The 23,796-nt window shown below is 64.6% G+C and carries 19 protein-coding genes and 1 pseudogene; 1 reads left to right on the top strand and 19 read right to left on the bottom strand.

The genetic code is table 11. The features are described 5' to 3' along the window. Positions 1-240: 240 nt before the first annotated feature. From ACF8E5_RS14500 to ACF8E5_RS14550, 11 genes are all read right to left on the bottom strand, one after another. On the bottom strand, positions 241-1,077 hold the full coding sequence (locus ACF8E5_RS14500) for a beta-carotene 15,15'-dioxygenase, Brp/Blh family (protein WP_392475437.1): 837 nt from the start codon (positions 1,075-1,077) through the stop codon (positions 241-243). A gap of 2 nt (positions 1,078-1,079) precedes the next feature. Beyond that, positions 1,080-1,772, bottom strand: coding sequence for a bacteriorhodopsin (locus tag ACF8E5_RS14505; protein ID WP_197844866.1), 693 nt, complete (start codon positions 1,770-1,772; stop codon positions 1,080-1,082). A gap of 322 nt (positions 1,773-2,094) precedes the next feature. Further along, entirely contained in the window at positions 2,095-3,687 is a 1,593-nt protein-coding gene (locus ACF8E5_RS14510; RefSeq protein ID WP_392475438.1) for an argininosuccinate lyase, read from the bottom strand. A 147-nt stretch (positions 3,688-3,834) separates the two neighbouring features. Then, positions 3,835-5,118: a C4-dicarboxylate TRAP transporter large permease protein DctM gene (dctM, locus tag ACF8E5_RS14515; protein ID WP_058605875.1), complete on the bottom strand. Its 1,284-nt coding sequence runs from the start codon at positions 5,116-5,118 to the stop codon at positions 3,835-3,837. Then, positions 5,115-5,750, bottom strand: coding sequence for a TRAP transporter small permease (locus ACF8E5_RS14520; protein ID WP_078477963.1), 636 nt, complete (start codon positions 5,748-5,750; stop codon positions 5,115-5,117). Before ACF8E5_RS14520 ends, dctM begins: the two co-directional genes overlap by 4 nt. A gap of 63 nt (positions 5,751-5,813) precedes the next feature. Next, the gene (locus ACF8E5_RS14525) at positions 5,814-6,812 is read right to left on the bottom strand and encodes a TRAP transporter substrate-binding protein (RefSeq protein ID WP_058638410.1); all 999 of its coding nucleotides are present in this window, start codon (positions 6,810-6,812) and stop codon (positions 5,814-5,816) included. Positions 6,813-6,968: 156 nt separating this feature from the next. Continuing rightward, the gene (locus ACF8E5_RS14530) at positions 6,969-7,796 is read right to left on the bottom strand and encodes an HpcH/HpaI aldolase/citrate lyase family protein (RefSeq protein ID WP_392475439.1); all 828 of its coding nucleotides are present in this window, start codon (positions 7,794-7,796) and stop codon (positions 6,969-6,971) included. Between the two features lie 15 nt (positions 7,797-7,811). Continuing rightward, positions 7,812-9,011: a CaiB/BaiF CoA-transferase family protein gene (locus ACF8E5_RS14535; protein WP_058638412.1), complete on the bottom strand. Its 1,200-nt coding sequence runs from the start codon at positions 9,009-9,011 to the stop codon at positions 7,812-7,814. Positions 9,012-9,031: 20 nt separating this feature from the next. Beyond that, a complete protein-coding gene (locus tag ACF8E5_RS14540; RefSeq protein ID WP_058638413.1) occupies positions 9,032-10,381 on the bottom strand; it encodes an MmgE/PrpD family protein in 1,350 nt (449 codons plus the stop codon). Positions 10,382-10,395: 14 nt separating this feature from the next. Next, positions 10,396-11,559 (bottom strand): acyl-CoA dehydrogenase family protein, encoded by a 1,164-nt coding sequence (locus ACF8E5_RS14545; RefSeq protein WP_058605881.1) that lies wholly within the window; start codon positions 11,557-11,559, stop codon positions 10,396-10,398. A gap of 30 nt (positions 11,560-11,589) precedes the next feature. After that, positions 11,590-12,423: a MaoC family dehydratase N-terminal domain-containing protein gene (locus ACF8E5_RS14550; protein ID WP_196124371.1), complete on the bottom strand. Its 834-nt coding sequence runs from the start codon at positions 12,421-12,423 to the stop codon at positions 11,590-11,592. Between the two features lie 169 nt (positions 12,424-12,592). Between ACF8E5_RS14550 and ACF8E5_RS14555 the strand changes: the two genes are divergently transcribed. Further along, complete coding sequence (locus tag ACF8E5_RS14555) at positions 12,593-13,480, top strand: LysR substrate-binding domain-containing protein (RefSeq protein WP_058605883.1); 888 nt, start codon at positions 12,593-12,595, stop codon at positions 13,478-13,480. A gap of 389 nt (positions 13,481-13,869) precedes the next feature. Here ACF8E5_RS14555 and ACF8E5_RS14560 read toward each other — a convergent pair. The 8 genes and pseudogenes from ACF8E5_RS14560 to gabP form a co-directional block, all read right to left on the bottom strand. Further along, positions 13,870-16,261, bottom strand: a pseudogene (locus ACF8E5_RS14560) (TonB-dependent siderophore receptor). Positions 16,262-16,382: 121 nt separating this feature from the next. Beyond that, entirely contained in the window at positions 16,383-18,326 is a 1,944-nt protein-coding gene (locus tag ACF8E5_RS14565; RefSeq protein WP_197844423.1) for a response regulator, read from the bottom strand. Further along, positions 18,323-19,165, bottom strand: a complete 843-nt coding sequence (locus ACF8E5_RS14570) for a sensor histidine kinase KdpD (RefSeq protein ID WP_078477957.1) — start codon at positions 19,163-19,165, stop codon at positions 18,323-18,325. The genes ACF8E5_RS14565 and ACF8E5_RS14570 overlap by 4 nt, the downstream gene beginning before the upstream one ends. Next, positions 19,158-20,177: an ATP-binding protein gene (locus tag ACF8E5_RS14575; RefSeq protein ID WP_392475440.1), complete on the bottom strand. Its 1,020-nt coding sequence runs from the start codon at positions 20,175-20,177 to the stop codon at positions 19,158-19,160. Before ACF8E5_RS14575 ends, ACF8E5_RS14570 begins: the two co-directional genes overlap by 8 nt. Next, positions 20,168-20,572 (bottom strand): anti-sigma regulatory factor, encoded by a 405-nt coding sequence (locus tag ACF8E5_RS14580; RefSeq protein ID WP_058603627.1) that lies wholly within the window; start codon positions 20,570-20,572, stop codon positions 20,168-20,170. Before ACF8E5_RS14580 ends, ACF8E5_RS14575 begins: the two co-directional genes overlap by 10 nt. Beyond that, positions 20,569-20,931 (bottom strand): STAS domain-containing protein, encoded by a 363-nt coding sequence (locus ACF8E5_RS14585; protein WP_058638419.1) that lies wholly within the window; start codon positions 20,929-20,931, stop codon positions 20,569-20,571. Before ACF8E5_RS14585 ends, ACF8E5_RS14580 begins: the two co-directional genes overlap by 4 nt. 3 nt (positions 20,932-20,934) lie before the next feature. Next, a complete protein-coding gene (locus tag ACF8E5_RS14590; protein WP_392475441.1) occupies positions 20,935-21,786 on the bottom strand; it encodes an STAS domain-containing protein in 852 nt (283 codons plus the stop codon). 606 nt (positions 21,787-22,392) lie between these two features. Beyond that, a complete protein-coding gene (gene gabP / locus ACF8E5_RS14595; protein WP_058638422.1) occupies positions 22,393-23,784 on the bottom strand; it encodes a GABA permease in 1,392 nt (463 codons plus the stop codon). Between the last annotated feature and the right edge of the window lie 12 nt (positions 23,785-23,796).

Here is a 23,796-nt window from a genome sequence, read left to right on the forward strand (position 1 = left end):
GCGATACGTTATTGATCTGTCCCGCAAGGTACCGAGATGTCGGTTTGAAAAAGATCGATAGCTACGTCCATCGCTGTATTGCGTTGTCCGAGGCCAAGGTGCACGTCGCCGCCCCTGTCTCAAGCGACGATGTCGCGACGGAGGCCAAGCCGAATTGATCCGGCACCCTTCGTTTCATTGTTGATTGAACACCGGAGCGCCTTAGGGGGCTGCCCCCGGCGCACGTACGCGCCGGGGATGTCAAACCGGGCCCGGCACCTGAGGCAATGCTCGCCCCGAAAGAAAACGCGGCAACACCACCATATGCGGCAATGCAAACGCCGCCAGCACCACGAACAGCGCCCGAATGCCGGTCTGTTCCTGCTGCCAGAACACAGCCCCACCCACCAGGGCAAATACCCCTGCCCCAGCGAGCACTGGCCAGGTGCGATGCAGGTAGTCGCCTATCGACAAGGCACCTACCATTCGCTCGCGCACACGGGTCTGGGGTTCGGCATGCAGCAGGTAGAACCCGAGCGCAAACCCGATCAGCGGCGGTGTGACCACCACCAGCAGCAAGGTCACCGCCAGGCGCAGGTCACGCCGTTGCCAGGCGCTCATCAGCAGCACACCGAACGCAATCAGCCCGCTACACGCCAGCGTCACCGCCAGCCATCCACCCAAGGCAGAAGAGGCACCGGCCGCCATCGCCAGGTTGAGCAACTCGGCTACCGCATTACGGTGCAACACTGCAGGCCCGCCCAGGATGAACAGCCCCAGCGCAATCTGCTCATGCCGCCGCTGAAACACCTCATCCTCATGGGCGAAGTGCCAAACCGACAGCAATAAAAAGGCGGTAAGCGCCAACGCCCCCGCCACTTGCCAGACCAGGGCGCACACCATGGCCACGCCCAGGTAGCTGAGCACAAAGCGCCTGCGCTGACCGTGCTCGACCAGGTACAGGTCGCTGGCCCCATGCAGCAGGCCAAGCCCGAGCCCGACCAGCAGCACGTAGGCCAGCGGCGCCAGCCCGCCTGCAAGGCTGGCCGCTATCGCCAGCCCCACAAGGGCGCGCCAGCTGCGCCCTGTGCAGGTCATGCTCAGTAGCCTCGGCCTACCGGCACGGCGCGCAGGTTACGTTCCGAGGTAAAGGCGTAGACGACCTTGGCCAGCACGTCGAGCACCAGGAATACCCACACGGTGGTGGCATCGCTCACGGCCCAGAAGCCTTCGGGGCCGACGGCGAAGACCACGGGGTAGATCAGCCACAGCACGGTGAGAAAGCCTACGTTGCGGCGGTAGGCGGGGCTGACGCCGGGTTGTTGGTTGGCGATGCTGGCGACGGGTTTCCACAGCAGGTACAGCACGCCAGCAAACGCGGCGCAGGACCAGGCGAAGAACACCCACTTGATCACGCCGTAGGGGGCCAGGGAGGCGATCAGGCCGGTGACGATCATGATGACGTCGAGGGTGACGATGGCGGTGATGTAACCGCTTTTGCCGTACAGGTCGCGGGTGCCGTAGTAGGCGGAGCTAACGACGCCTGCCAACAGCAGTGGGGTGGTGAAGGCCCAGTCTACGTAGCGGGCCAAGTAGGTGACGCTGCCGTCGACTTTGATCAGGTTACCGACGCCCAGGTACATGCACAGGTAGGCGGTGGCGGCGATGAAGGGGACGGCGGCGTGGATGAGGGTGTGGCCGAGCAGCGGGCCGTAGTGTGCGCCTTTGATGTAGATGGCCAGTGATGCCAGGGCCATGACGATGAAACCGATCAGCAAGGGGGTTTGGATCATTTGAGGCTCCGCTACCAGCAGTAAAAGGCCCGGGGTGCATGCAAGGGGGTGCCGGGGTTCGCCGCGGTTTTTTTAGCCGCTTCGTTTACGGATGGAGAGCGGGGTGAGATTTTTGGTTCAAAATGTTTCGGGGGTCGGTTGAGATCTTTTCCAGGTCACGCGATCTAGTACTGTTGGAGCGGCCTCGCCGGGGCGCCGGACCGGCCGCGATGGGCTGCGAAGCGGCCCCAGGATTTCAGCCCGCACCTCAAATCGCCGGGGCCGCTATGCGGCCCATCGCGGCGCAAGGCCGCTCCCACACGGATCGCGTGCTCCCGCCAGATCACCGCCCCATCAACCCATCAAACGCCTTGTCCAACCCCACATCCGCATCCACCAGCTTCTGCCGCCGCTGCTGCATCCACGCCTGATCCTCCTTCAACCGCGCCTGCGCCTCAGCCAACATGCGCCGCACTTCTTCAGGCTGTGGCCCGCCAGTGCCCTTGCGGCTTTGCACCATGGCGCGGGGGGACAGGCTGGCGCGGAAATCTGCTTCGCTCAGGGGCAGGGTGTTGTCCTTCCATTTGTATTTGTCCGCTGCCTGGGTGAACAACGCCTGCGCATCGGCGTAGGCGAAGTCTTTGGGCAAAGTGCCGTCGGCGCGGGCTTTTTCGACGATTAGCGAGGCGAAGCTGTGACCAATGCGGAAGGGGACGTGGTGCTTGCGCTCCAGGGTGTCGGCCAGCTCCATGGAGGTGGTCCAGTCGGCGTCCAGTTCTTCTTCGGCGCGGGCGGCATTGATCTTCAGCGCGTCGAGCACCTGGTCCAGGCGCTTGAACATGTCGCCGGTGGAGCGGAACAGGCCCAGGTCGTCGAAGGCGGCCTTGTAGTCGGTCATGCCGGTGGTGACGTTGTGGGCGCGCAAGGTGGTGGCGTTGGCCAGGCCGACCACGTCGGAGGCGGCTTCGCGGGTGCGCATCAAGAGGCCGGGGTTGCGCTTTTGCGGCATGGCGCTGCTGGTGTAGGTGGCGCCTTCGTCGAGCAGCAGCCAGGGGCGGGTCTGGTGGTACTGGGTGTGGATGTCGCCGATGAAGGCGCCAATGCGGATGGCCGAGGACGAGACCAGGCCGGCGGCCTCCAGCGGGATGTCGTAGGTCGAGACTTGGCTTGCGTCCAGCGAGTTCTCGCGCACGCCGTCAAAGCCCAGCAGCTGGGCCAGGCGCTCGCGGTTGATGGGGTAGCCGGAGTTGGCCAGCACGGCGGTGCCCATGGGGCTGAGGTTCAGGCGGGCGTACAGCTCGTGCAGGCGCTGGGCGTCGCGCTCGAACGAGGCCTCGTAGGCCAGCAGGTAATGGGCATAGCTGATGGGCATGGCTTGTACGCCGTTGGTGTAGGCCGGCACCAGGGTGTCGACGTGCTGGGCAGCCAGCGTGAGCAGGCGCTGGCGGGTGGCGTCCAGGGCGTCGCCATAGGCCAGCACGTGGTTGCGCAGCGAGGCCAGGCGGTAGGTGGCGTACATGTCCTGGCGGCTGCGGCCCGAGTGAATCAGCGAGGCCTCGGGGCCGACCTTGTCGGTGATGATCTGCTCCAGTTGCAGCACATCGCTGGGGCGCTTGCCGTCTGGCTGGGTGGCCTGGTCGATGGCGTGGCGTACGCCGCCTGCAATGGTCGCGGCCTGTTCAGCGGTGACGATGCCGGCTTCCTTGAGCATCACCAGCGAGGCTTTGTTGATGCGGTTGAGGTAGTCGAACTGGGTCTCGCCGTGGCGCTGGCCGTCGGGGGTCTTTTCCACGAAGGCGCCGATCTTGCGGGCCTGCTCGGCGCACTCGGCGGTGGTCTTGCATGGGTTGTCGGCGGTGTTGGCGGCGTGGGCTGCGGGGCTCGTGAGCCAGGCGCAAGCGATGACAAGGCAAAGCAGTGATCTGGTTGTTGTCATGGTGGGTCCGCTCGGGGCTTGTGGAGGGCTGGCGGGCTGGTGGCACCCTGGAGGGTCAACCTACACCCCTGCCCCCCTGGCCGAAAGTGAAACCACCGCCGGGTAGGCGGTGGCGTCGGTGCACTGGCGGGTTGATCGAGCCGCCGGTCAGGGCATGCCGAGAAACTCCGGCAGCGCCAGGGAGATGTACGGCACATAGGTGACCAGAATCAGGAACAGCAACAGAATCGACAGCCACGGCAGCGCTGCGCGAATGGTCTGGCCCAGTGTCAGGCCTGTCACGGCACTGGTCACGAACAGGTTCAGCCCCACCGGCGGGTGAACCAGTCCGATCTCCATGTTCACCACCATCACGATGCCCAGGTGGATCGGGTCGATGCCCAGTTCCATGGCGATGGGGAAGAAGATCGGCGCCAGAATCAGGATGATCGCCGACGGCTCCATGAAGCTGCCGGCAATCAGCAGCACCACGTTGACCATGATCAGGAAGCCGAGGGGCGTCAGGCCTTCGGAGAGCACCCACTGGGTGATCTGCTGCGGGATCTGCTCGGTGGTCAGCACATGGGCGAACAGCATGGCGTTGGCGATGATGAACAGCAGCATGATGGTCAGCCGCCCAGACTCCAGCAGCACCTTGGGGCACTCGCGCCAGGTCATGTCCTTGTACACGAACAGGGCGATGAACGCCGAGTACACCGCCGCCACCGCTGCTGCTTCGGTGGGGGTGAACATGCCGCTGTAGATGCCGCCCAGAATGATCACCAGCAGCAACAGGCCCCAGAAGGCCCGCCGCGCAGCCGTCAGCCACTCGCGAAAGCTGGCACGTGGCTGGGCAGGCAGTTTCTTGACCCGCGCCACGATGTAGATGGCGATCATCAGGAACACGCCCAGCAAAATCCCAGGGATCACGCCGGCCATGAACAGCTTGCCCACGGAGGTCTCGGTTGCGGCCGAATACACCACCATCACGATCGACGGCGGGATCAGGATGCCCAGGGTACCGGCGTTGCAGATGATCCCGGCGCCGAATTCCTTCGGGTAGCCCGAGCGCACCATACCCGCCACGGCAATCGAGCCCACCGCCGCCACCGTGGCCGGCGAGGAGCCGGACAGCGCGGCGAACAGCATGCACGCCAGCACGGCGGCAATGGCCAGGCCACCGCGAATGTGCCCCACGCAGGCGTTGGCGAAGTCGATCAGCCGCTGCGCCACGCCGCCGGTGGTCATGAAGGCGCCGGACAGCAGGAAGAACGGAATGGCCAAAAAGGTGTAGCTGTCGGAGGTCTCGAACAGCTTGATCGCCAGCGAGCTGAGCGAATCCTGGCTGAACAGCAGGATCGACACCGCCCCCGACAGGCCCAGGGAAATGGCGATGGGCACGCCCAGGAACATGAAGATGAACAGCAGCAGGAACAGGCAGATAACGGTCATCGCGGCGACTCCTCACCGGGGTTGGCCAGCTTGCTCGCCTCGGCCGCTTCGTCGGCCAGGCCCAGGTTGGTCTGGCGATGGGTGTAGATGCGGTAGAGGATCTCCAGATAACGCACGATGATCAGCGCGAAGCCAAAGGGCACGATCATCGCGATGTGACCGATCTTGATGCCGTAGCGGTCCAGGTCTTCGGCGCCGATGCCGGCGGCCAGCACGGCGCTGACCCACTTGATGCTGGCGACCAGGAACAGCCCGGCATAGGCCAGGCAGCAGGCGCAGGCGAGCATGGCCAGCACGCGCTGCACCGGCTTGCGGGTGCGCCTGACCAGCACATCGACCCCAAGGTGCCCGGCGGTGCGCACGCCATAGGCGATGCCGAAGAAGATCAGCCAGCCGAACAAGGCCTTGGTCAGGGCGATGCTCCAGGTCATTTCCTGGGCGTAGCCCATCAGGTGATCGCCGATGTTCAGCAGCGGCTCGCTGGCAAAGGTCCAGCGGTCGCTCAAGCTGTAGAACATCGTGTAGAGGTTGTTCAGCGCCACGTAGATGAAGGTGATGAGGGTCATGGCCGCCAGGAGAAAGGCGATCATGCCTTCCTCGAAGCGCTCCCAGACGCGCCGTAACGTTTGCATGGGCATTCTCCGCGCACAATGAGGCTGAGCCGCCCACGCAGGGGCGGCTGCAAGCAGAACGGATCAGGAAGCGGTGTTGGCGTCCTGGGCGGCCTTGATCAGGTCAGCGCCGATCTGGCCTTCGAACTTGTCCCACACCGGACGCATGGCTTTGCGCCATTCATCACGCTGCTCGGGGGTGAGCGCATCGACCTCGCTGGTCTTGGCGTCGATGATCTTCTGCCGCGAAGCCTGGTTCAGCGCCTCGGCCTGCTTGTTCACCTCGACGGTGACCTTGTCCATGATGCCCTGCAGTTCGGTGCGCACGTCTTCAGGCAGGCCGTTCCAGAACTTGGCGTTGGTGATCACCATGTAGTCGATCAGGCCATGGTCGGTCTCGGTGAAGAACGGCTGCACTTCGTTGACCTTCTGGCTTTCGTAGTTCGACCAGGTGTTCTCGGTGCCGTTGACGGTACCGGTCTGCAAGCCTTGGTACACCTCGGCAAAGCTCATCTTGCGCGGGTTGGCGCGCACGGCCTTGAACTGTTCTTCCAGCACGCTGGAGGCCTGCACCCGGAACTTCAGGCCGCGGGCGTCCTTGGGCAGCAAGATCTTCTTGTTGGCCGACAGTTGCTTCAGGCCGTTGTGCCAGTAGGCCAGGCCGCGAATGCCCTTGTCCTCCATGGAGGTGAGCAGTGCCTTGCCTTTAGGGCCTTGCTGGAAGCGGTCGACCGCCGCCAGGTTGTCGAACAGAAACGGCAGGTCGAAGATTTGCACCTGCTTGTTGTAATGCTCGAACTTGGCCAGCGAGGGCGCCAGCATCTGCACGTCGCCCAGCAGCAGCGCTTCCATTTCCTTGCCGTCGCCGAACAGCGACGAGTTGGGGTAGACCTCGACCTTGACCTTGCCCTTGAGCTTGTCATCGGCCTCCACGAGCTTCTGGAACATGAGCGCGCCCTGGCCTTTGGGCGTGCTGTCGGCCACCACGTGGGCGAACTTGATGATGACCGGGTCCGCGGCGTAGGCGAACGAGGTCAGGGAGACGGCGGCGGCGCAGAACAGCGCCTGGGTCAGCTTCAACATGGGTTTCACCTGTTATTGTTGTTGGTAAGGTCAGCAGGGAAGCGTAGCCAAGGGTACGGTGGCCCAGTATAGGTGTTTGGGGAATCTGCTTTTGTGTAAGCCTGCGTTCGGCAAACCCGAACGCAGGCCATCGCGATACGGCCGTAACTATAGCCACTAGCCAGCATGGGCCAATGCCAGCAGACGCTGCGCACGCAACACCACCGGCGCATCGACCATCTGCCCGTCCAACTGGAAAGCCCCTGCCCCGCCTGCCGCTGCGCTGCCCTCGATCACGCGGTGCGCCCAGGCCAGTTCGTGCTCACTGGGCTGCAAGGCCTGATGAATCACCGACACCTGGCTTGGGTGAATGCACAACGCCCCGCCGTAGCCCATGTCGTAGGCATGGCGCATGGCCTCGCGCTGCCCCTGCGGGTCGCGGATCGCTGGAAACACGCCGTCCAGCGGTGGCGCCAGATCAGCCCCTCGGGATTGCAACTGCACGGCCATGCGGGCCTGGTCGATGAAGCGTTGGCCTGCCGGGCTGTCGGTGTTAAGGCAAAGGTCCAGCGCCAGGTCTAGGCTGCCGAACGAAAGGCGTTCGACACCCTCGGCGCCCGCGATACGCTCAAGGGCCAACAGCCCCTTGGCGGACTCGATGATCGGCACCACGGCCTTGCCCGTGCGGGCGGCGACCGCCACCTGTGCGGCGCTTTCGACCTTGGGCAGCAGCACCGTGGTCACGCCCAGGTGCTGCGCGCAAAACTGCAGGTCCTCGGCGTGGTTTGCGTGGCTGGGGGCATTGACCCTCACCCACACCCGGGCATCCAAGTGTTCGGCCAGAAAGCGCGCCAGGTGCTCGCGGGCCTGGGCCTTGAGCGGCTCTTCGACCGCGTCTTCGAAGTCCACGATCACGGCATCGGCACCGGCAGCCAAGGCCTTGGCAAAGCGCTCCGGGCGGCTACCGGGCACGAACAGGGCGGAGCGAACGATGGGGTACGGCATGCTTTTGCTCCTCTGCTAAACCACGCCTGCGCTGTTCAATTGCGCCTGCTGATCGTCGCCATACCCCAGCTCGGCCAGGATCGCGGCAGTGTGTTGGCCCAGTGCAGGCACCGGGTCCATGCGCGGGCTGAAGGCCGCGTTGCGCCCCGGCGGCAGCAGCGACGGGAGCTTGCCCGCCGGGCTGTCCACCTCGCGCCAACGGTCACGGGCCTGCAACTGAGGGTGCTGCCACACCCCTTGCATGTCGTTGACCCGGGCGTTGGCGATCTGCGCGCTTTCCAGGCGTGACACCACGTCTTCAAGGCTCAGCGCGGCAAAGCCCTCGACGATGATCTGACGCAGCGCATCGCGGTTCTCCGAGCGCCGGTAGTTGGCGCAGAAGCGCTCGTCGGTGGCCAACGCCGGGTCGAGCAAGACCTTCTCGCAGAACACCTGCCATTCACGCTCGTTCTGCAGGCCCAGCATGACCGTGCCGCCGTCGCCCGTGGGGAAAGGGCCGTACGGGTAGATGGTCGAGTGGGAGGCACCGGCCCGCGGTGGCGGCGGTGCGCCGTTGTAGGCGTAGTACATGGGGTAGCCCATCCATTCCACCAGGCTTTCGAGCATGGACACGTCGATGCGACTGCCCACCCCCGTGCGGTCGCGCAGCAACAGGGCCGAGAGCACGCCGGTGTAGGCGTACATGCCAGCGGCGATGTCGGCCACCGAACACCCGGCCTTGGCCATCCCCTCCTCCCCTGGGCTGCCAGTGACCGACAAGAAGCCGCCCTCGCTCTGAATCAGCAGGTCGTAGGCTTTCTTCTTCTCGTACGGGCCACCTTCGCCGTAGCCGGAAATGTCGCACACGATCAGCCGTGGAAAGCGCGCGTGCAGTGCGTCGAACCCCAGGCCCATGCGCGCGGCGGCGCCGGGTGCGAGGTTCTGTACCAGCACGTCGGCCTTGGCCAACAGTGCTTCGAGAATGGCGTCGGCCTGGGGTTGTTTCAGGTCCAGGGTCAGGCTTTCCTTCGAGCGGTTGGTCCACACGAAATGGGACGCCAGGCCATCGACGCGCTGGTCGTAGCCACGGGCGAAATCACCGCTGCCGGGGCGTTCGACCTTGATCACGCGGGCGCCCAGGTCGGCCAGTTGGCGGGTGCAGAACGGCGCGGCAATGGCGTGTTCCAGGCTGACGACAGTGATGCCGTCCAGGGGGCGGGGGGCAGATGCACTCATGGCAAGGTCCTGTGCGCAAGTTATGGCAGGTCGGCCAGCGAGCGGGTATCGCGCAGCTGCCAGACACGTTGAATCAAGGCACGGCCGTCGGCCGCACTGCGCTGCCCGGCGTAGGCCAGCAGGCGCTGGAACTTGTCCTCCAGTTCCGCGCGGGACAAGGTGTTGCCGGGGTCGCCCTTGGGTTCGTCGATGGCGGCGGTGAAGTGGCGCCCGTCCGTGCAGCGCACCTCCACCCGGCCCAGCCAGCGCGCCGGGTAGGCCGCATCCACTTCCGGGTCCAGTTGCATGCGCACCTTGTCGCGGAACGCGGCCACATCCGGATCGCTCAGGGCCAGGTCCCGGAATGTCAGCAACTGCGCGCTGCCATGCACGGCAATCAGGCCGAGCACCGTGCCCATGGAGAACTTGGCCTGGTGCACGCTGGTGGGTACTTTCACCCGGCCCAGCACATCGATAGCGCCTTGGTGCACGTGGGCGATCACGTCGGCGATGTCGCCGTGGCGCAGCCCTTCGCGCTGCATCAGTTCGAGCAAGGCATCGGCCGCCGGGTGGGTGTGGCGGCACGAGGCGTGGAACTTGAACGAGGTTTCGGTCAATGCCCAGCGGCTGCCCAGGCGGTCCGACAGGCGCGCCGGGTCGGCGTCGCTGGACATGCCGGCCGCCAGGCCCTGGTCGCCTTCCAGAATATTGCGCGCCCCGCTCAGGCCATCGGCGGTCAGGTAGGCCGCCAGCAGTCCGTCGGCAGCGGCCTTGGCGGTGTGCAGCTGTTTCGAATCGGCCGCATCGCGCAAGAACTCCCACAAACCGGCCGCCTGCGTGCCGGCACTGCCCAGCACATGGATGAACTGGGCCTGGTCGAAGTCCATCAGTTTGCCCACCGCCACGGCGGCCGCCAGGGTGCCGACGGTGGCGGTGGTGTGGAAGATGCGGTAGTGCGAGCGGCCCATGAATTCGCCGATGCGAATGCCGGCCTCATAGCCGGCCACGGCGGCCAGCAGCAGGTCCGGCCCTGACTTGTCCAGGTCCTGCGCGGCGGCCAGGGCAGCGGAGAACACCACCGTGGCCGGGTGCAGCACCGAGCTGTTGTGCAAATCGTCCTGCTCCACCAGGTGGGACGCTGCGCCATTGACCAGCGCGGCGAAATACGGCGAGGTGCCACGGCCGGTGCTCATCAATCGGGCTTTACCGGCAGGGGGCCCCATGCGCTCGGCGTAACGCTCGAACAGCGGCACCGGGTGCGCGCCCTGGCTGGCCAGGGCCGAGCCGAGCCAGTCGAGGAACAGGTCTTCGGTACGCGCCAGCACGGCGGGCGGGATGTCCTGGTAGCGCAGGTCGGCCAGGAAGGTGGCCAGTGCTTGGGTATCACGCATGGGCATGGCCTCCTTCAGAAGCTGCGCGGCAGCTCGAGCAGGTGCTCGGCCACGTACGACAGGATCAGGTTGGTGGAAATCGGCGCCACCTGGTACAGGCGGGTCTCGCGGAATTTGCGCTCCACGTCGTACTCGTTGGCGAAGCCGAAGCCGCCGTGGGTTTGCAGGCAGGCGTTGGCCGCCTCCCACGAGGCCTTGGCCGCCAGGTACTTGGCCATGTTCGCGGCCGCACCGGCGTTGGCGCCGCTGTCGTACTCGGCGCAGGCCCGCCAGCGCATCAGGTCGGCCGCCTCCAGCTCGATGTGGGCTTCGGCGATGGGAAATTGCACACCCTGGTTCTGGCCGATCGGGCGGCCGAACACCACGCGGTCGCGGGCGTACTGGCTGGCCTTTTCGACGAACCAGCGCCCGTCACCGATGCACTCGGCAGCGATCAGCGTACGCTCGGCGTTCAAGCCGTCGAGGATGTAGCGAAACCCCTTGCCCTCCTCGCCGATCAGGCTGCTGGCCGGAATGCGCAGGTTGTCGAAGAACAGCTCGTTGGTTTCGTGGTTGACCATGTTGGCGATCGGCTGCACGGTCAGGCCGTTGCCAATGGCCGTGCGCAGGTCCACCAGGAAGATGGACATGCCTTCGGACTTGCGCGTGACCTGCGCCAGCGGCGTGGTACGTGCCAGCAGGATCATCAGGTCCGAATGCTGGATGCGCGAAATCCACACTTTCTGCCCGTTGATCACGTAATCGTCGCCCTCACGCACGGCCGTGGTCTTGAGCTGGGTGGTGTCGGTGCCGGTGGTCGGCTCGGTCACGCCCATCGATTGCAGGCGCAGCTCGCCGCTGGCCAGCTTGGGCAGGTAATGACTTTTCTGCTCCTCGCTGCCGTGGCGCAGCAAGGTGAACATGTTGTACATCTGCCCGTGGATGGTGCCGGAGTTGCCACCGCAGTGGTTCACTTCCTCGAGTATCACCGACGCCTCGGCCAGGCCCAGCCCTGAACCGCCATAGGCCTCGGGGATCATCGCCGACAGCCAGCCGGCGTCGGTCATGGCCTTGACGAAGGCTTCGGGGAAGGCCTTCTGCTCGTCCAGGGTGCGCCAGTATTCGGCCGGAAATTCGGCGCACAAGGCGCGCACGCCTTCGCGGATGGCGTTGAGGTCATCGCTGTCGTAGCTGTGCATGGCAGGCTTCTCTACGGTGCTGAAAAGGGGTCAGTCGAAGGTGACGTCGGCGCTTTGCGCCACGCCGGCGGCATTGCCAGCCCACAGGCGCGCCTGGCCTGGGCCGTCGAGGCAGCCGCTGAGTTCGAAGGGCGTGGGCAGGGTCAGCGGGCGCAGGCTGCGGTAGCTGTAGCGGCGCAGGCGGGCACCGGGGTTGGCGCGCAGAAAAGCCCGCAGGTTGAGCGTGGCGATCAGCGGGCCGTGCACCACCAGGTCCGGGTAGCCTTCGGTGGCAGTGACATAGGGGTAGTCGTAATGGATGCGGTGGCCGTTGAAGGTGACCGCCGAATAGCGAAACAGCAGGGTCGCGGTGGGCGTGACGGTTTCGCCCCAGGTGCCGGTTTCACAAGGCTCGCCCGTGCTCGCCTTGGGCGGGGTCGGCTCGCGGTAGACGATGTCCTGCTCTTCACGGATGCACAGCTGGTCGTGCTGGGTGTAGTCATGGCGCACGGTCACGAACAGCAAGGCGCCGCTGCGGCCGTGTTTCTCCTCGATGTGCAGGATGGTCGAGGTACGCTGCGCCTCGCCGCCGACCACCAGCGGGGCGATGAACTCGACCCGGCCACCGGCCCACATGCGGTTGCGCCCATCGGCCGGCGGCAAAAAGCCCCCGCGTGCCGGGTGCCCGTCGGTGCCCAGTTGCGCTTCGGGCACAGGGTCTTGAAAGAAGCACCAGGTCCACAGCGGCGGCAATGCCTCGCCGTGGGCCGGGGCGGTCTCGCCGAACGTCGCCGCGATGCGCTGCACCAGGTTGCGGCTGAGCACATCCCAGGCTTGCTCGGTGCGGCCGAGCCACGGGCTGTAATCAAAGGGCGGATTGGGCATGGGTGGGCCTCTGGAATTGTTGTTATGGCAGGCCACCTGCGGGCGCGTCATCGACGCTGCGCAGGCGACAGGGACGATCATGCGACCCTCTCGCGCATTCTGTGAATTTGCATTTCCATAACCCGGCGTTCATAAATACCGAACGCCTTCCCGACTCCAGGACTTGCCCATGCACTTCGATCTGGCTGATTTGCGCCTGTTCATCCACATCGGCGAATCCCCCAGCCTGACCCAGGGCGCCCGCCGCGCGCACCTGTCCCCGGCCGCCGCCAGTGCACGCATCAAGGCACTCGAAGCGCAGCTCGACACCCGCCTGCTGTACCGCGACAGCCGCGGCGTCGAACTGACCCCGGCCGGGCACACGCTGCTGACCCACGCACGTCTGGTGATGCGCCAGGTCGATTACCTGAAGGCGGAGTTCACCCAGTTCGGCGGCGATTCGGCGGGGCATATCCGCATCTTTGCCAACACCACGGCGGTGACCGAGTTCCTGCCCGAGGTACTGGCAGGCTTTCTGGCGCAACGGCCGGGGGTCACGGTCGACCTGCAGGAACGCCTGTCCCGCGACATCGTGCGAGGCGTGCTCGATGGCAGCACCGACATGGGCATCATCGCCGGCCCTGTGGAGGCCAGCGGCCTGCAGGTGATGCACTTCAGCACCGACCGGCTGGTGCTGATCGTGCCCACCGGCCACGAGCTGGCCAGCCGCCGCCAGGTGACGTTGAAACAGACCCTGGCCTACCAGCACATCGGGCTGCACGACGGCAGCACCCTGCTGACCTTTCTGCGTGACCAGGTCGAGCGCATGGGTGAAACCCTGGCCCTGCGTATCCAGCTATCGGGCTTCGAAGCCATCTGCCGCATGGTCGAGGCCGGTGTGGGCATCGGCATCATTCCCGAGTCGTCCGCATCGCGTCACAGCCACACCATGAACCTGGTGACCATCGCCCTTGATGAACCCTGGGCCGAGCGCGAACGCAGCATCCTTGTCCGGGAACTGGAGGCCCTGCCGGGAACGGTGCGCGCATTGATCAAGACGTTGATGCCTGGGAAGTAGGCAAGCCATCCCGCACAGTGTCGCCCCCTGTTGGAGCGGCCTTGTGCCGCGATGGGCCGCAAAGCGGCCCCGGTGATTTGTGATGCTGGCTGCAATCCTGGGGCCACTGCGCGGCCCATCGCGGCCGGTCCGGCGCCCCGGCAAGGCCGCTCCAACAGGGGATCATTCAAGCCTTCAGAGGCGGCACAAGCTGGTTACTCTGCAGGTTCAGCGCGCAGCTCAAGATAGCGCAGTGTGGGAGCGGCCTTGTGCCGCGATGGGCCGCACAGCGGCCCTAGGATTGCAGCCGGGCATCAGATCCCAAGGCCTACCGCGTTGCCCATAACGGCTAACGCGCGCAGGCTATCCATTGCAGCCCGCCCAGCCACCGTGATTCCCCCAATCATCGATTACCAGCTATAACTCACTCGCGCCGTCACCTCACGCCCAGGGTTGTAATAATCGGCCGTCCCCGAGCCCACCACGTGCTGTTCATCGAACAGGTTGCTCACGTTCACCGCAAGGTCAGTGCCCTTGGCGATCTGGTACTTGAAGGCCGCGTCGAACAACGTGGTCCCATCGCTCTTCTTGGTGTTGGCCGCATCCATGTAGTAAGCCCCCACGTACCGGGCACCCAGCCCGACACTCACGGCGGTCGCCGGAATATCGTAGTACGTCCACAGCGAAGCCGAATGCTTGGGCGCGGTGGCGAAGGCGTTGCCCTTGAGCGAAGAGCCGTCATACAGCGACCCGCGCTTCACGTCGGTGTCCATGTACGAATAAGCGCCAATCACGCTGATATCAGCCGTCACCTGGGCTTTGGCCTCCAGGTCCAGGCCGCGTGCGTGAGACTCACCGACGGTTTGCTGCTCGATGATGCCGCTGGGCAGTACCACAGCAATGGTGACGTTTTCCTGGGTCAGGTCATACACCGCAGCGGAGAACATCGCGTCCATGCCGATGGGCGAGTACTTCACCCCCACTTCGTACTGCTTGCCGGTTTGCGGAGTCACGCCCACCTGGGGTGGGGACACCGATTCCACCATGCTCACGTACGTCGACACTTCGTCGTTGACGATGTAGGTGAGCGCAGCGCGATATGAGGTCTCCGACAAGTCGTCGCTCTGCTTGGCCGCCCCGCCCACGTACTCGGTGCTGGACAAGTCCATGGAGTCGTTGCGCACGCCAGCGGTGGCGATGACGCGGTCGTAGAACGACAGGTTCTGCTGCATGAACACGGCCTTGGTGGTCACGTCCTGCTTCTTGCGGCTGTAGGGCTCGATGCCACGCGGCACGCCGGTGAACACCGGGTTGGCGATGTCGATCGGGGTGGCCAGGCTGTAGACCGAGCGCTGCTTGGTCGAGGAGTCGAGGTACTCCACCCCCACCAGGGTGCTGCTGTCGATGTGCTCGAACTGCGCATCGTATTGCAGCATCAGGTTGCCGTTGAGCTGGTCGGCGTCGCTGTCGGTGCCGAACACATAGCGCGGGATGGTCGTGCCAACGCGCGAAGGGCTGTCGCTCAAGTAGGCGTAGCCGAAATCGTCGGTCAGTTCGCTGTAGCGCAGGTTGCCGCGCAATACGAAGCCGTTGTCGAAGTCGTGGGTGAGGTTGCCGGACAAGCTTGTGCGCTCCACATCGTGGAAGTTGTAGCCAGGCTCGCCGAAGAACTTGCTGCGGTCGTATTCCTTGTCCAGCGGGTAGCCACCGCTATTGGGCGAGCTGTTGGTCTTCAGGTAGTCCAGCACCACGGTGGCCGAAGTGAAGTCGCTCGGTGCCCAGGTCAGCCCGCCCATCACCAGGCGGCTGTCGTCGCGGGAGGTCGTACTCACGGTCGCTGTCCTGCAGCTTGGCCGTGAAGCGCCCTGCCACTGTACCGCCTTCGTTGAGCACATCGCCCACGTCGATGCCGGTCTCGGCATGGTCGTACGAACCGTAGGTCACATAGCCCTGGCCGAAACGTTCGAACCGCGGCTGCTTGGTCACGAAGTTGACCGAGCCACCCGGGTCGGCGGGGCCGAACAGGGTGGAGTTGGCGCCGCGAATGATCTCGATACGCTCGTAGGCGTACGGGTCTTCGCGCACGCCACGCATGGAGCTGAGCGTCAGGCCGTCACGGTAGGTGGTGGCCTGGAAGCCGCGAATCTGGAAGTAGTCGTTACGGTCGTCCGACCCATAGAAGTCGCTGATCACCCCAGGAGTGTACTGCAGCGCCTCTTCGGTGGTGCTGACGCTGCGCTGTTCCATCTCCTTGCGAGTCACCACCGACACCGAAGCCGGGGTATTGAGGATGCTGGTGGCGACCTTGCCCCCTACCCATAGCTCCTTGGCCACAACCGAGTTGATGTCGTCGTCGGCGCTGGCCTTGACCTTGGCATTGACGATCACCGGGGCCAGGCGGTAGTCCTCGGTGGCGCCCAGCTCCAGGGGGCCGGTGGACTTGGGCTGGGGCAGCAGCAAGTAGGCGTTGGGGCCTTGCTGTTCCGATTGCAGGTCACTGCCCTGCAACAGCGCAGACAAGGCCGCGGTGGTACCCAGCGAGCCCTGGACGCCCGGCGTTGTCCGGTTGGCCACGCTTTGCGCGTCGTACGACAGGCTGATGCCGGCTTCCCTGGCAAAACGATCGAGCGCTGGCGCCAGCGGACCTGCCGGGATGTTCCACTGCTTGAGCGGGCTGCTGCTGTCAGTGGCTGCAGGCTGGGCCAAGGCTGGCAGCACATGGCTGCCGACCACCAGCCCGAGCAGGGCGCCACGCAGGGCTCGGTTCAGGGGGTGGCGCGGTGAAACCGGGGTAGAACTCATTCTCTCGCTCCGTAGCGTGTCGGCGGGCGGCCTGTATTCCGGCCTTCCCTACCTGCCGAACGAGAATGAGAAAACACCTCATTTATTTTCAGATTAATTAACTTCGATTGTAGGTTGCTTCCTACGCCTTACGGATAGCCTGCTTCACTTTGCGCAGCAGCTCACCCATGCGGAAGGGCTTGATCAGCATGTCCATGCCATCGCCGAGAAACGCCTGCCGGTCCAGCGCGGCATCGGCATACCCGGTCATGAACAGCACGGGCAGGTCGGGCCTGTAACCACGGGCAAGGTCAGCCAGCTCCCGGCCGCTGAGCGTGGGTAGACCAACGTCGGTCAGCATCAGGTCCAGGCTCGGGTCGTCGCGCAGGTATTCCAGCGCCTGGTCGGTGGTCGAGGCCAGTGTGCAGTGGTAGCCGGCATCGGCCAGCGCTTCGGCCACCGACAGCCGCACCGACGCCATGTCCTCGACGATCAGCACATGCTCGCCGTTTCCTTGCAGGTCGAGCCCACGCTCGCGCACCACGGGCACGGCTGCCTGTGCGCTGGCCGGCAGCATCAGCGCCACTTCAGTGCCCTGCCCCATCACGCTGCTGAGCATCACGTGGCCGCTGGACTGCCGGGCGAAACCGTAAATGGTCGACAGCCCAAGGCCGGTGCCCTGGCCGACGGGCTTGGTGGTGAAGAACGGGTCGAATACCTTGTCCAGCAACTCAGGTTCGATGCCGGTGCCGTTGTCGCGCACGCTGACCATCACATAAGGGCCGTCGGCCAGGTTGGGGTTTTCCTGGGACCAGATGGCGGCCGTGTCCAGCCAGATCCGCCCGCCCTTGGGCAGTGCGTCGCGGGCGTTGATCACCAGGTTGAGCACCGCGCTTTCCAGTTGCACCGGGTCGACCAGGGCAATGACCGGTTGCGTGGAGAGGTTCAGGGTCAGTGTGATGCGCTCGCCAATGGTGCGGGTCAGCAGTTCTTCGAGCGAGCGCACGTGGCGGTTGACGTCCACCGGCCGGGTATCCAGGGGTTGCTGGCGAGCGAAGGCCAGCAACCGATGGGTCAGCGATGCCGCGCTATTGGCCGAGCTGAGCGCAGCTTCGGCATAGCGCGGCACTTTGTCGATGCGGTGCTCGGCCACTCGTTTGCAGATCAGTTCGAGGCTGGTGATGATGCCAGTCAGCAGGTTGTTGAAGTCGTGGGCGATGCCGCCGGTCAAGCTGCCCAGTGCCTCCATTTTTTGCAGTTGCACCAGCTGCGCCTCGGTGCGTTCGCGCACGGCCACTTCGTGGGCCAGCTGGCTGGTGGCGTCGTCCAGCCGGGCTAGGTGCGAGCGTTCGCGGTGACGGTGCTCGGTGATGTCCTCGACGAACACCAGGCACAAACCTGGCGCCTGATACGGCGAAAGCTGCCACTCGGTCTCGCGTACATGGCCATGCACCTGCATGCTCAAGGTGCCCTGCCAGCGCTCGCCGGCCATCAGGTGCTCGCGCAGGCTGGCCAGTGCCGCTTCCTGCCCATCGGCAAAGCATTCGTGCAGCTGCTCGGGGTGGCGGTTGTCCTGGATCAGGTAGCTGAATGCCTGGTTGCATTCGTGCACCTTCAGCTGGGCGTCCATCACGGCAATCGGCGCCGACACGCTGGTGAATATCTCGCGAAAGCTTGCCTCGCTCTGGCGCAGTGCGCGCTCGGTGTCGCGCACGCGCAGCAAGGTGCGCAGGGTGGCCAGCAGCACGTCCGGGTCGACGGGGTGAATCAGGTAGGCGTCGGCACCGGCGTTCAGCCCGGTAATGATGTCGCCACTCTGGATCGAAGCGGCCGACACATGAATCACCGGCAGCAGGGCCGTGCGTGGGTCCTGACGCAGTAGCCGGACAATGTCGAAGCCGCTCATGTCCGGCAGGTTCACGTCCAGGATCAAGGCGTCGATCTGGCTGTCGCGGATCAGCGCCAGGCCCTCGCCGCCCGTGCCGGCCTCCAGTACCTGATACCCGTGCACCGCCAACCGCCTGCGCATGGCATAGCGGGTGGCAACGTTGTCATCGACGATCAGCAAGCGCACATCGGCATTCATTCAGCGCTCTCCGGAGCGAGGGCAAGGGGGATCACCACGAAGAAGCAGGAGCCGACGCCCGGCTCGCTCTCAACGCCCACATGACCACCCAACAGCTCGGCAAAGCGTTTGCACAGCGACAGGCCCAGGCCCGTACCGCGCAGGCGCTTTTGCAGCGGCGAGTCAACCTGGGCAAAGTCTTCGAACAGGGTGCCCAGCAGTTCCGGTGCGATGCCGATACCCGTATCGCTCACGGCAAAACGGATACTGTCATCGCCTTCCAGGCAGGCGGAAATACGCACTTCGCCCTGGGAGGTGAACTTCAGGGCATTGGAAATGAAGTTGCGCAGGATCTGCGCCAGCTTCTTGTCATCGGTGTACAGCCGCGGCAGGCCGGCATGCTCTTCGAAGATGAGGTCCACGGCCGAGGCATCGACAATGGGCCTGAACATGCCTCGCAGGGCGGCGAACAGGTCGAACATGTCGAACCAGGCCGGCGAAATGGTGATGCGGCCGGCTTCGATCTTGGCAAGGTCCAGCAGGTCGTCGACCATGTCGGACAGCTCGCGGGTAGCGGTGCTGATGAACGTGACCTGACGGTGCTGTTCGGCCGACAACGGCCCGTCGAGCTCGTCGGTCAGCAGGCCGGTGATGCTCAAGATCGAGCCCAGCGGCGTGCGAAATTCATGGCTCATGTAGGACAGGAAGCGGCTCTTGAGGTCCGAGGCCTGGCGCAGGTGCTCGGCCTGGGTATCGAGCTCGGCATACAGCGCCAGCACGCCCTGGTTGGTTTCATCCAGCTCGGCGCGCAAGGCGTCGTTCTCGGCTTGCAGGCGGGCAATCATGGCAGCATCAGACATTGGGCAACTCCAGGTCGATGACAAGCACGGTGACATCGTCCCGGCCTCGGCAAAAGTCGCGATGCAGCACGGCAGCGATCACGGCCGGATGGCGGTGCACCAGGCCAGGGTAATCCTTGAGGTTCCACCGGGACTGCAGGCCATCGCTGTACATGATCAACACATTTCCGTTCAGATCAGCGTAGTCGAACACTTGGGTTTTTCTGAATTGCCCGCCAACAATGCCGGGCATCGACGCCAGGCCTCGCGATTGGCTGCCATTGACCAGGCTCGCGCCGATGTTGCCAATGCCGGTGAAGCTCAGCCGTGCATTGCAGCCATCGTAATGCGCTAGGGCTACGGCGCCACCGCGCGTGCCCGTCATCGCCTGGTGCATGGCCAAAAGTTGCTGCTGCGCCTTGGCGAACGGTGCCTGTGCAAACACGGCCGCACCCGCCTGGGCTGCCGCTTCGGCTTCGCTGCCATGCCCCAGCCCGTCGATCACCAGGGCGCTCACGTGCTGCCCGTCGAAGGCCAGGTGCCAGGTGTCGCCGCAGGCCGGGTCGCCATTGAGGGCATGCTGGCTGACGCCGAAGCGCAGGTCAGTGCCTGGGTCACCCTGGGCATACAACCGCGCCAGGACAACAGCTCCCCGGGTATCGGCATAAACGTCGAAGACTTGAGCCTGGCGGGCGATGGCGCCCATGCCGATACCTTGGGTGCCCGCCGACGAATAGCCGTCGGCCAGGCAGGCTTGGGCATCGAACCCTTGGGCGCGATCGAGGGTGAGCACTTCGATACCAAACCTGCCGTCACCGCGCGGCAGCGCGCGCAGATGAAGCTCGCCGTGCCCGGCATGCTTGAGCACATTGGTGCACAGCTCGGTCACCACCAGCGCGACACGTCCGGCGTCCGTCTCGTCATGCCCGTGGGCCTGTGCGAGCTTTTGCGCGATCCGTCGAGCGTGGCCAACGTCACTGGCATCAGCCAACGGTACGACGCAGGTCTGGCTCGCGGCGATGCTCACGCCCATCGAGTGATCGTCACGCGAGTACCCTGGCCAGGCGCGGTGTCCAACTCGAACTCATCCACCAGGCGCCGTGCCCCGGTCAAGCCCAGGCCCATGCCACCGCCCGAGGTCCAGCCGTCGGTCAACGCCAGGCCGATATCGGGAATGCCAGGGCCTTCGTCACGAAAATGCAGGCGCAGGCCCACCCGACCGAAGTCCTCCAGCACCTGCCAATCCATGTCGCCGCCACGGCCATAGACCACGGTGTTGCGGGCCAGCTCGCTGACGGCGGTGACCAGCTTGGTCAGGTCAACCAGGCGCATACCGCACTCGCCCGCCAGCTTGCGGGCCAGTTGGCGGGCAAGCACCACATCCTGCTCGATGCGCACCGGCAGGCTACCGCTGTCGCGCACGTTCATTTGCGGGCCACACGCTGACGCAGCACGTGCATACCGCGCTCCACATTCAAGGCCGTACTCACGCCAGGCAACGTCAACCCCAGCTCCACCAGGGTGATGGCCACGGCCGGCTGCATGCCGACCACCATGGTTTCGGCGTCCATGATGCGCGACAGGCCCGAGATGCTGGCGATCATCCGTCCGATGAACGAGTCGACCATGTCCAGCGCCGAGATGTCGATGAGTACGCCACGGGCGGAGGTGCTGCTGATGCGGTCGGTCAGGTCTTCCTGCAGGGTGAGGGCCAGTTGGTCATGCATGTCCACCTGGATGGTCACCAGCAGAAATTCCCCCATCTGCAGGATCGGGATACGCTCCATGGCTCAGGCTCGCTGGCCGAGGTCGCTGCCCACACGGGTCAGGGCCAGCTTCAGGGCGTCGGCCAGGTTGGCCTTGGTGGTCAGGGTGCCAAGGTCCAGGCCCAGGTGCACGATGGTCTGGGCGATCTGCGGACGAATGCCGCTGATGATGCAATCGGCGCCCATCAGGCGAATGGCCGTCACGGTCTTGAGCAGGTGCTGCGCCACCAGGGTGTCCACGGTGGGCACGCCCGTAATGTCGATGATGGCGATTTCCGAACCAGTGTCGACGATGCGCTGCAGCAGCGACTCCATGACAGTCTGGCTGCGCTGGGAGTCCAGGGTGCCGATCAGTGGCAATGCCAGCACACCGTCCCACAGCTTGACCACGGGCGTGGACAGCTCCAGCAGTTCTTCCTGCTGGCGGCGGATGACGTTTTCACGGCTCGCCTGGTACGTGCGCATGGTGTGCATGCCCATGCTGTCGAGCAGCTCGGACACGCGCCAGAGTTCCTCGGCAAGCGTGGCCGGGTCGTCGCCGTAGTGCGATTGCAGCAAAGCGAACAGCGGACGCTTCAGGGCGTAGATGAAGTACACGGTCTGGTGGGAGTCATGGCCCATCTGCGCGCGCGATAACGACAGCTTTTCGAGGAACCGGCGCACGGCCTCCCAATCGGCGGCTGCCAGGTTGGCGCCGCCTGGGCCCTTGAAGCCTTGCACCAGCAGTTGCAGAAACTCGCGGGTTTCCTGGGCCAGCACCTGCTCCTTGACATTGCGCGTGGCACCGTTGGCTTCCAGGCCTGCTATCCATTGGGTCAACAGCTGTTCCTGGTTGTTTTCGACCGCGTCCAACGTACTGCTCTGCAGTGCTGCCATGTATCTGAGCTCCTGTGGTGAAAGCGGGCACTTTCACACTATGACCGGGTTTTTTTGAGTGACAGTTACTGGCCGGAATAGTTGTCCGGGTGGCGCATTTAATTGCATTAGGCCATCGGATGGTAGCCCATTGCGCAAAGAAATTTGACAGGTTGGATCAAGGGCAAGTGGGCGGCATCGGCAAGGATGACCTGGGGAATTTCCATCATTCGGTGGAGGGGTAGGCCAGCGGGTGTGTGCTCGGCCAGCTTGGCCGGGCCATTGAATGCGCGGGGGTGGGTGCGCTACGACCCACCGCCAGCAACAAGACTCCACTGGCCAGGTATACGCTCGGTGAGTGCACACGCTCGGCCGAGGATATTGGCGTCGCGGCGCATATTGCCGGGGCTGCTTTGCAGCCCATCGCGGCACAAGGACCGCTCCTACTTGGATGGGTGTCTGCCTTCGGGCTGGCGCGAGCCGGTTGCTGCGTAGCGAAAGGTTGCACGGTATTTGTGGGAGCGGCCCTCGTGCCGCGATGGGCCGCAAAGCGGCCCCAGCACCATGAGTTGCGAAGCTGAAACCCTAGAGCCGCTTCGCAGCCCGAAGGTTCCAGCAAAGCTCATCTCAACCCAACGACCGCGCCCCCATCGGCTGCGCATGACCGCGTGTCGTCACAATGCCCAGGAAGGAAATCATGATCGCAAGCCCCAGCGTGGCGCTCACCTCCGCCCGGTGCTCGGGCGTGTACATCATCACCGCCAAGGCCAGGGCAATGAAGATGATCACCGCCCAGGTCAACCAGGGGAACAGCCACATGCGGAACTTGAGCTCGGTATTCTCCCGCTCAAGACGGCGGCGCATGCGCAGCTGGGAGATGGCGATGACCATGTACACCAGCAGCGCGATGGCGCCTGAGCTTGCCAGCAGGAACTCGAACACGCCCTTGGGTGCAAAGTAGTTGAGCACGGCGATGAACGCACCGATCAGGGTGCTGCCGAACACCGCAGCGCGTGGTACGCCGACTTTGGACGTGTGCTTGAGCATTGCCGGCGCATCGCCGCGCTTGGCCAGCGAGTACATCATGCGCGAGGCGATGTAGATCGAGGAGTTCATGCAGCTGGTGACCGCCACCAGCACCACCAGGTCGACCAGCAAGGCCGCGTTGGGGATGTTCATGATTTCCAGTGCACGCTGGTACGAGCCCACCACAGCCAGCTGCGGGTCATTCCACGGCACCACGGAAATGATCACGAAGATGGAGAGGATGTAGAAGGTGCTGATGCGCCAGATCACCGAGCGGGTGGCCTTGGCGATGTTGCGCGACGGGTCGCTGGACTCCGACGCTGCGATGGTCACCGCCTCAGTGCCGATGAAGCTGAACATCACAGTGATGAACGCCCCCACCACCGCGGCCCAGCCCTTGGGCGCGAAACCACCGTGGTCGGCCATCAACCCACTCAGGCCGCTGACTTCGCGGTTGGGCAGCCACCCCATCAGCGCCGCGAACCCGAGGCTGATGAAGGCAAGGATCGCGGTCACCTTGAGGATGGCGAACCAGAACTCGAACTCACCGTACTTGGCCACGCTGAACAGGTTGGTACCTGCCAGCAGCAACACCGACGCCAGGGCGAATATCCAGCTGTCTATCTGCGGGAACCAGGCATTGAGCACATGCCCTGCCGCGAGGGCTTCGATGGGGATGACCAGCACCCAGAACCACCAGTACAACCAGCCGATGGTGTAGCCGGCCCAGCGACCGATGGCCTGGTCGGCGTAGGTGGAGAAGGAACCGGTATCGGGGTGCGCGACGGCCATTTCGCCGAGCATGCGCATGACCAGGACGACCAAGGTCCCGGCCACGAAATAGGAGATTATGGTAGCCGGGCCGGCTGCCGCAATGGCGTGGCCCGAGCCGACGAAAAGTCCGGCGCCGATGATGCCGGCGATGGACAGCATCGTTACATGACGTGGCTTGAAACCTTGTGCAAGGTTGCCATCAGATCCCACGGTGTTCATGGATGTTGTTCT

Source organism: Pseudomonas sp. WSY_20 (assembly GCF_043104335.1).
Taxonomy (GTDB): domain Bacteria; phylum Pseudomonadota; class Gammaproteobacteria; order Pseudomonadales; family Pseudomonadaceae; genus Aquipseudomonas; species Aquipseudomonas parafulva_B.

Excerpts from the sequence above, each read along its gene's own strand:
- ACF8E5_RS14500 (WP_392475437.1), bottom strand. The coding sequence starts at position 1,077 with ATGACCTGCACAGGGCGCAGCTGGCGCGCCCTTGTGGGGCTGGCGATA.
- ACF8E5_RS14505 (WP_197844866.1), bottom strand. The coding sequence starts at position 1,772 with ATGATCCAAACCCCCTTGCTGATCGGTTTCATCGTCATGGCCCTGGCA.
- ACF8E5_RS14510 (WP_392475438.1), bottom strand. The coding sequence starts at position 3,687 with ATGACAACAACCAGATCACTGCTTTGCCTTGTCATCGCTTGCGCCTGG.
- dctM (WP_058605875.1), bottom strand. The coding sequence starts at position 5,118 with ATGACCGTTATCTGCCTGTTCCTGCTGCTGTTCATCTTCATGTTCCTG.
- ACF8E5_RS14520 (WP_078477963.1), bottom strand. The coding sequence starts at position 5,750 with ATGCAAACGTTACGGCGCGTCTGGGAGCGCTTCGAGGAAGGCATGATC.
- ACF8E5_RS14525 (WP_058638410.1), bottom strand. The coding sequence starts at position 6,812 with ATGTTGAAGCTGACCCAGGCGCTGTTCTGCGCCGCCGCCGTCTCCCTG.
- ACF8E5_RS14530 (WP_392475439.1), bottom strand. The coding sequence starts at position 7,796 with ATGCCGTACCCCATCGTTCGCTCCGCCCTGTTCGTGCCCGGTAGCCGC.
- ACF8E5_RS14535 (WP_058638412.1), bottom strand. The coding sequence starts at position 9,011 with ATGAGTGCATCTGCCCCCCGCCCCCTGGACGGCATCACTGTCGTCAGC.
- ACF8E5_RS14540 (WP_058638413.1), bottom strand. The coding sequence starts at position 10,381 with ATGCGTGATACCCAAGCACTGGCCACCTTCCTGGCCGACCTGCGCTAC.
- ACF8E5_RS14545 (WP_058605881.1), bottom strand. The coding sequence starts at position 11,559 with ATGCACAGCTACGACAGCGATGACCTCAACGCCATCCGCGAAGGCGTG.
- ACF8E5_RS14550 (WP_196124371.1), bottom strand. The coding sequence starts at position 12,423 with ATGCCCAATCCGCCCTTTGATTACAGCCCGTGGCTCGGCCGCACCGAG.
- ACF8E5_RS14555 (WP_058605883.1), top strand. The coding sequence starts at position 12,593 with ATGCACTTCGATCTGGCTGATTTGCGCCTGTTCATCCACATCGGCGAA.
- ACF8E5_RS14565 (WP_197844423.1), bottom strand. The coding sequence starts at position 18,326 with ATGAATGCCGATGTGCGCTTGCTGATCGTCGATGACAACGTTGCCACC.
- ACF8E5_RS14570 (WP_078477957.1), bottom strand. The coding sequence starts at position 19,165 with ATGTCTGATGCTGCCATGATTGCCCGCCTGCAAGCCGAGAACGACGCC.
- ACF8E5_RS14575 (WP_392475440.1), bottom strand. The coding sequence starts at position 20,177 with ATGGGCGTGAGCATCGCCGCGAGCCAGACCTGCGTCGTACCGTTGGCT.
- ACF8E5_RS14580 (WP_058603627.1), bottom strand. The coding sequence starts at position 20,572 with ATGAACGTGCGCGACAGCGGTAGCCTGCCGGTGCGCATCGAGCAGGAT.
- ACF8E5_RS14585 (WP_058638419.1), bottom strand. The coding sequence starts at position 20,931 with ATGGAGCGTATCCCGATCCTGCAGATGGGGGAATTTCTGCTGGTGACC.
- ACF8E5_RS14590 (WP_392475441.1), bottom strand. The coding sequence starts at position 21,786 with ATGGCAGCACTGCAGAGCAGTACGTTGGACGCGGTCGAAAACAACCAG.
- gabP (WP_058638422.1), bottom strand. The coding sequence starts at position 23,784 with ATGAACACCGTGGGATCTGATGGCAACCTTGCACAAGGTTTCAAGCCA.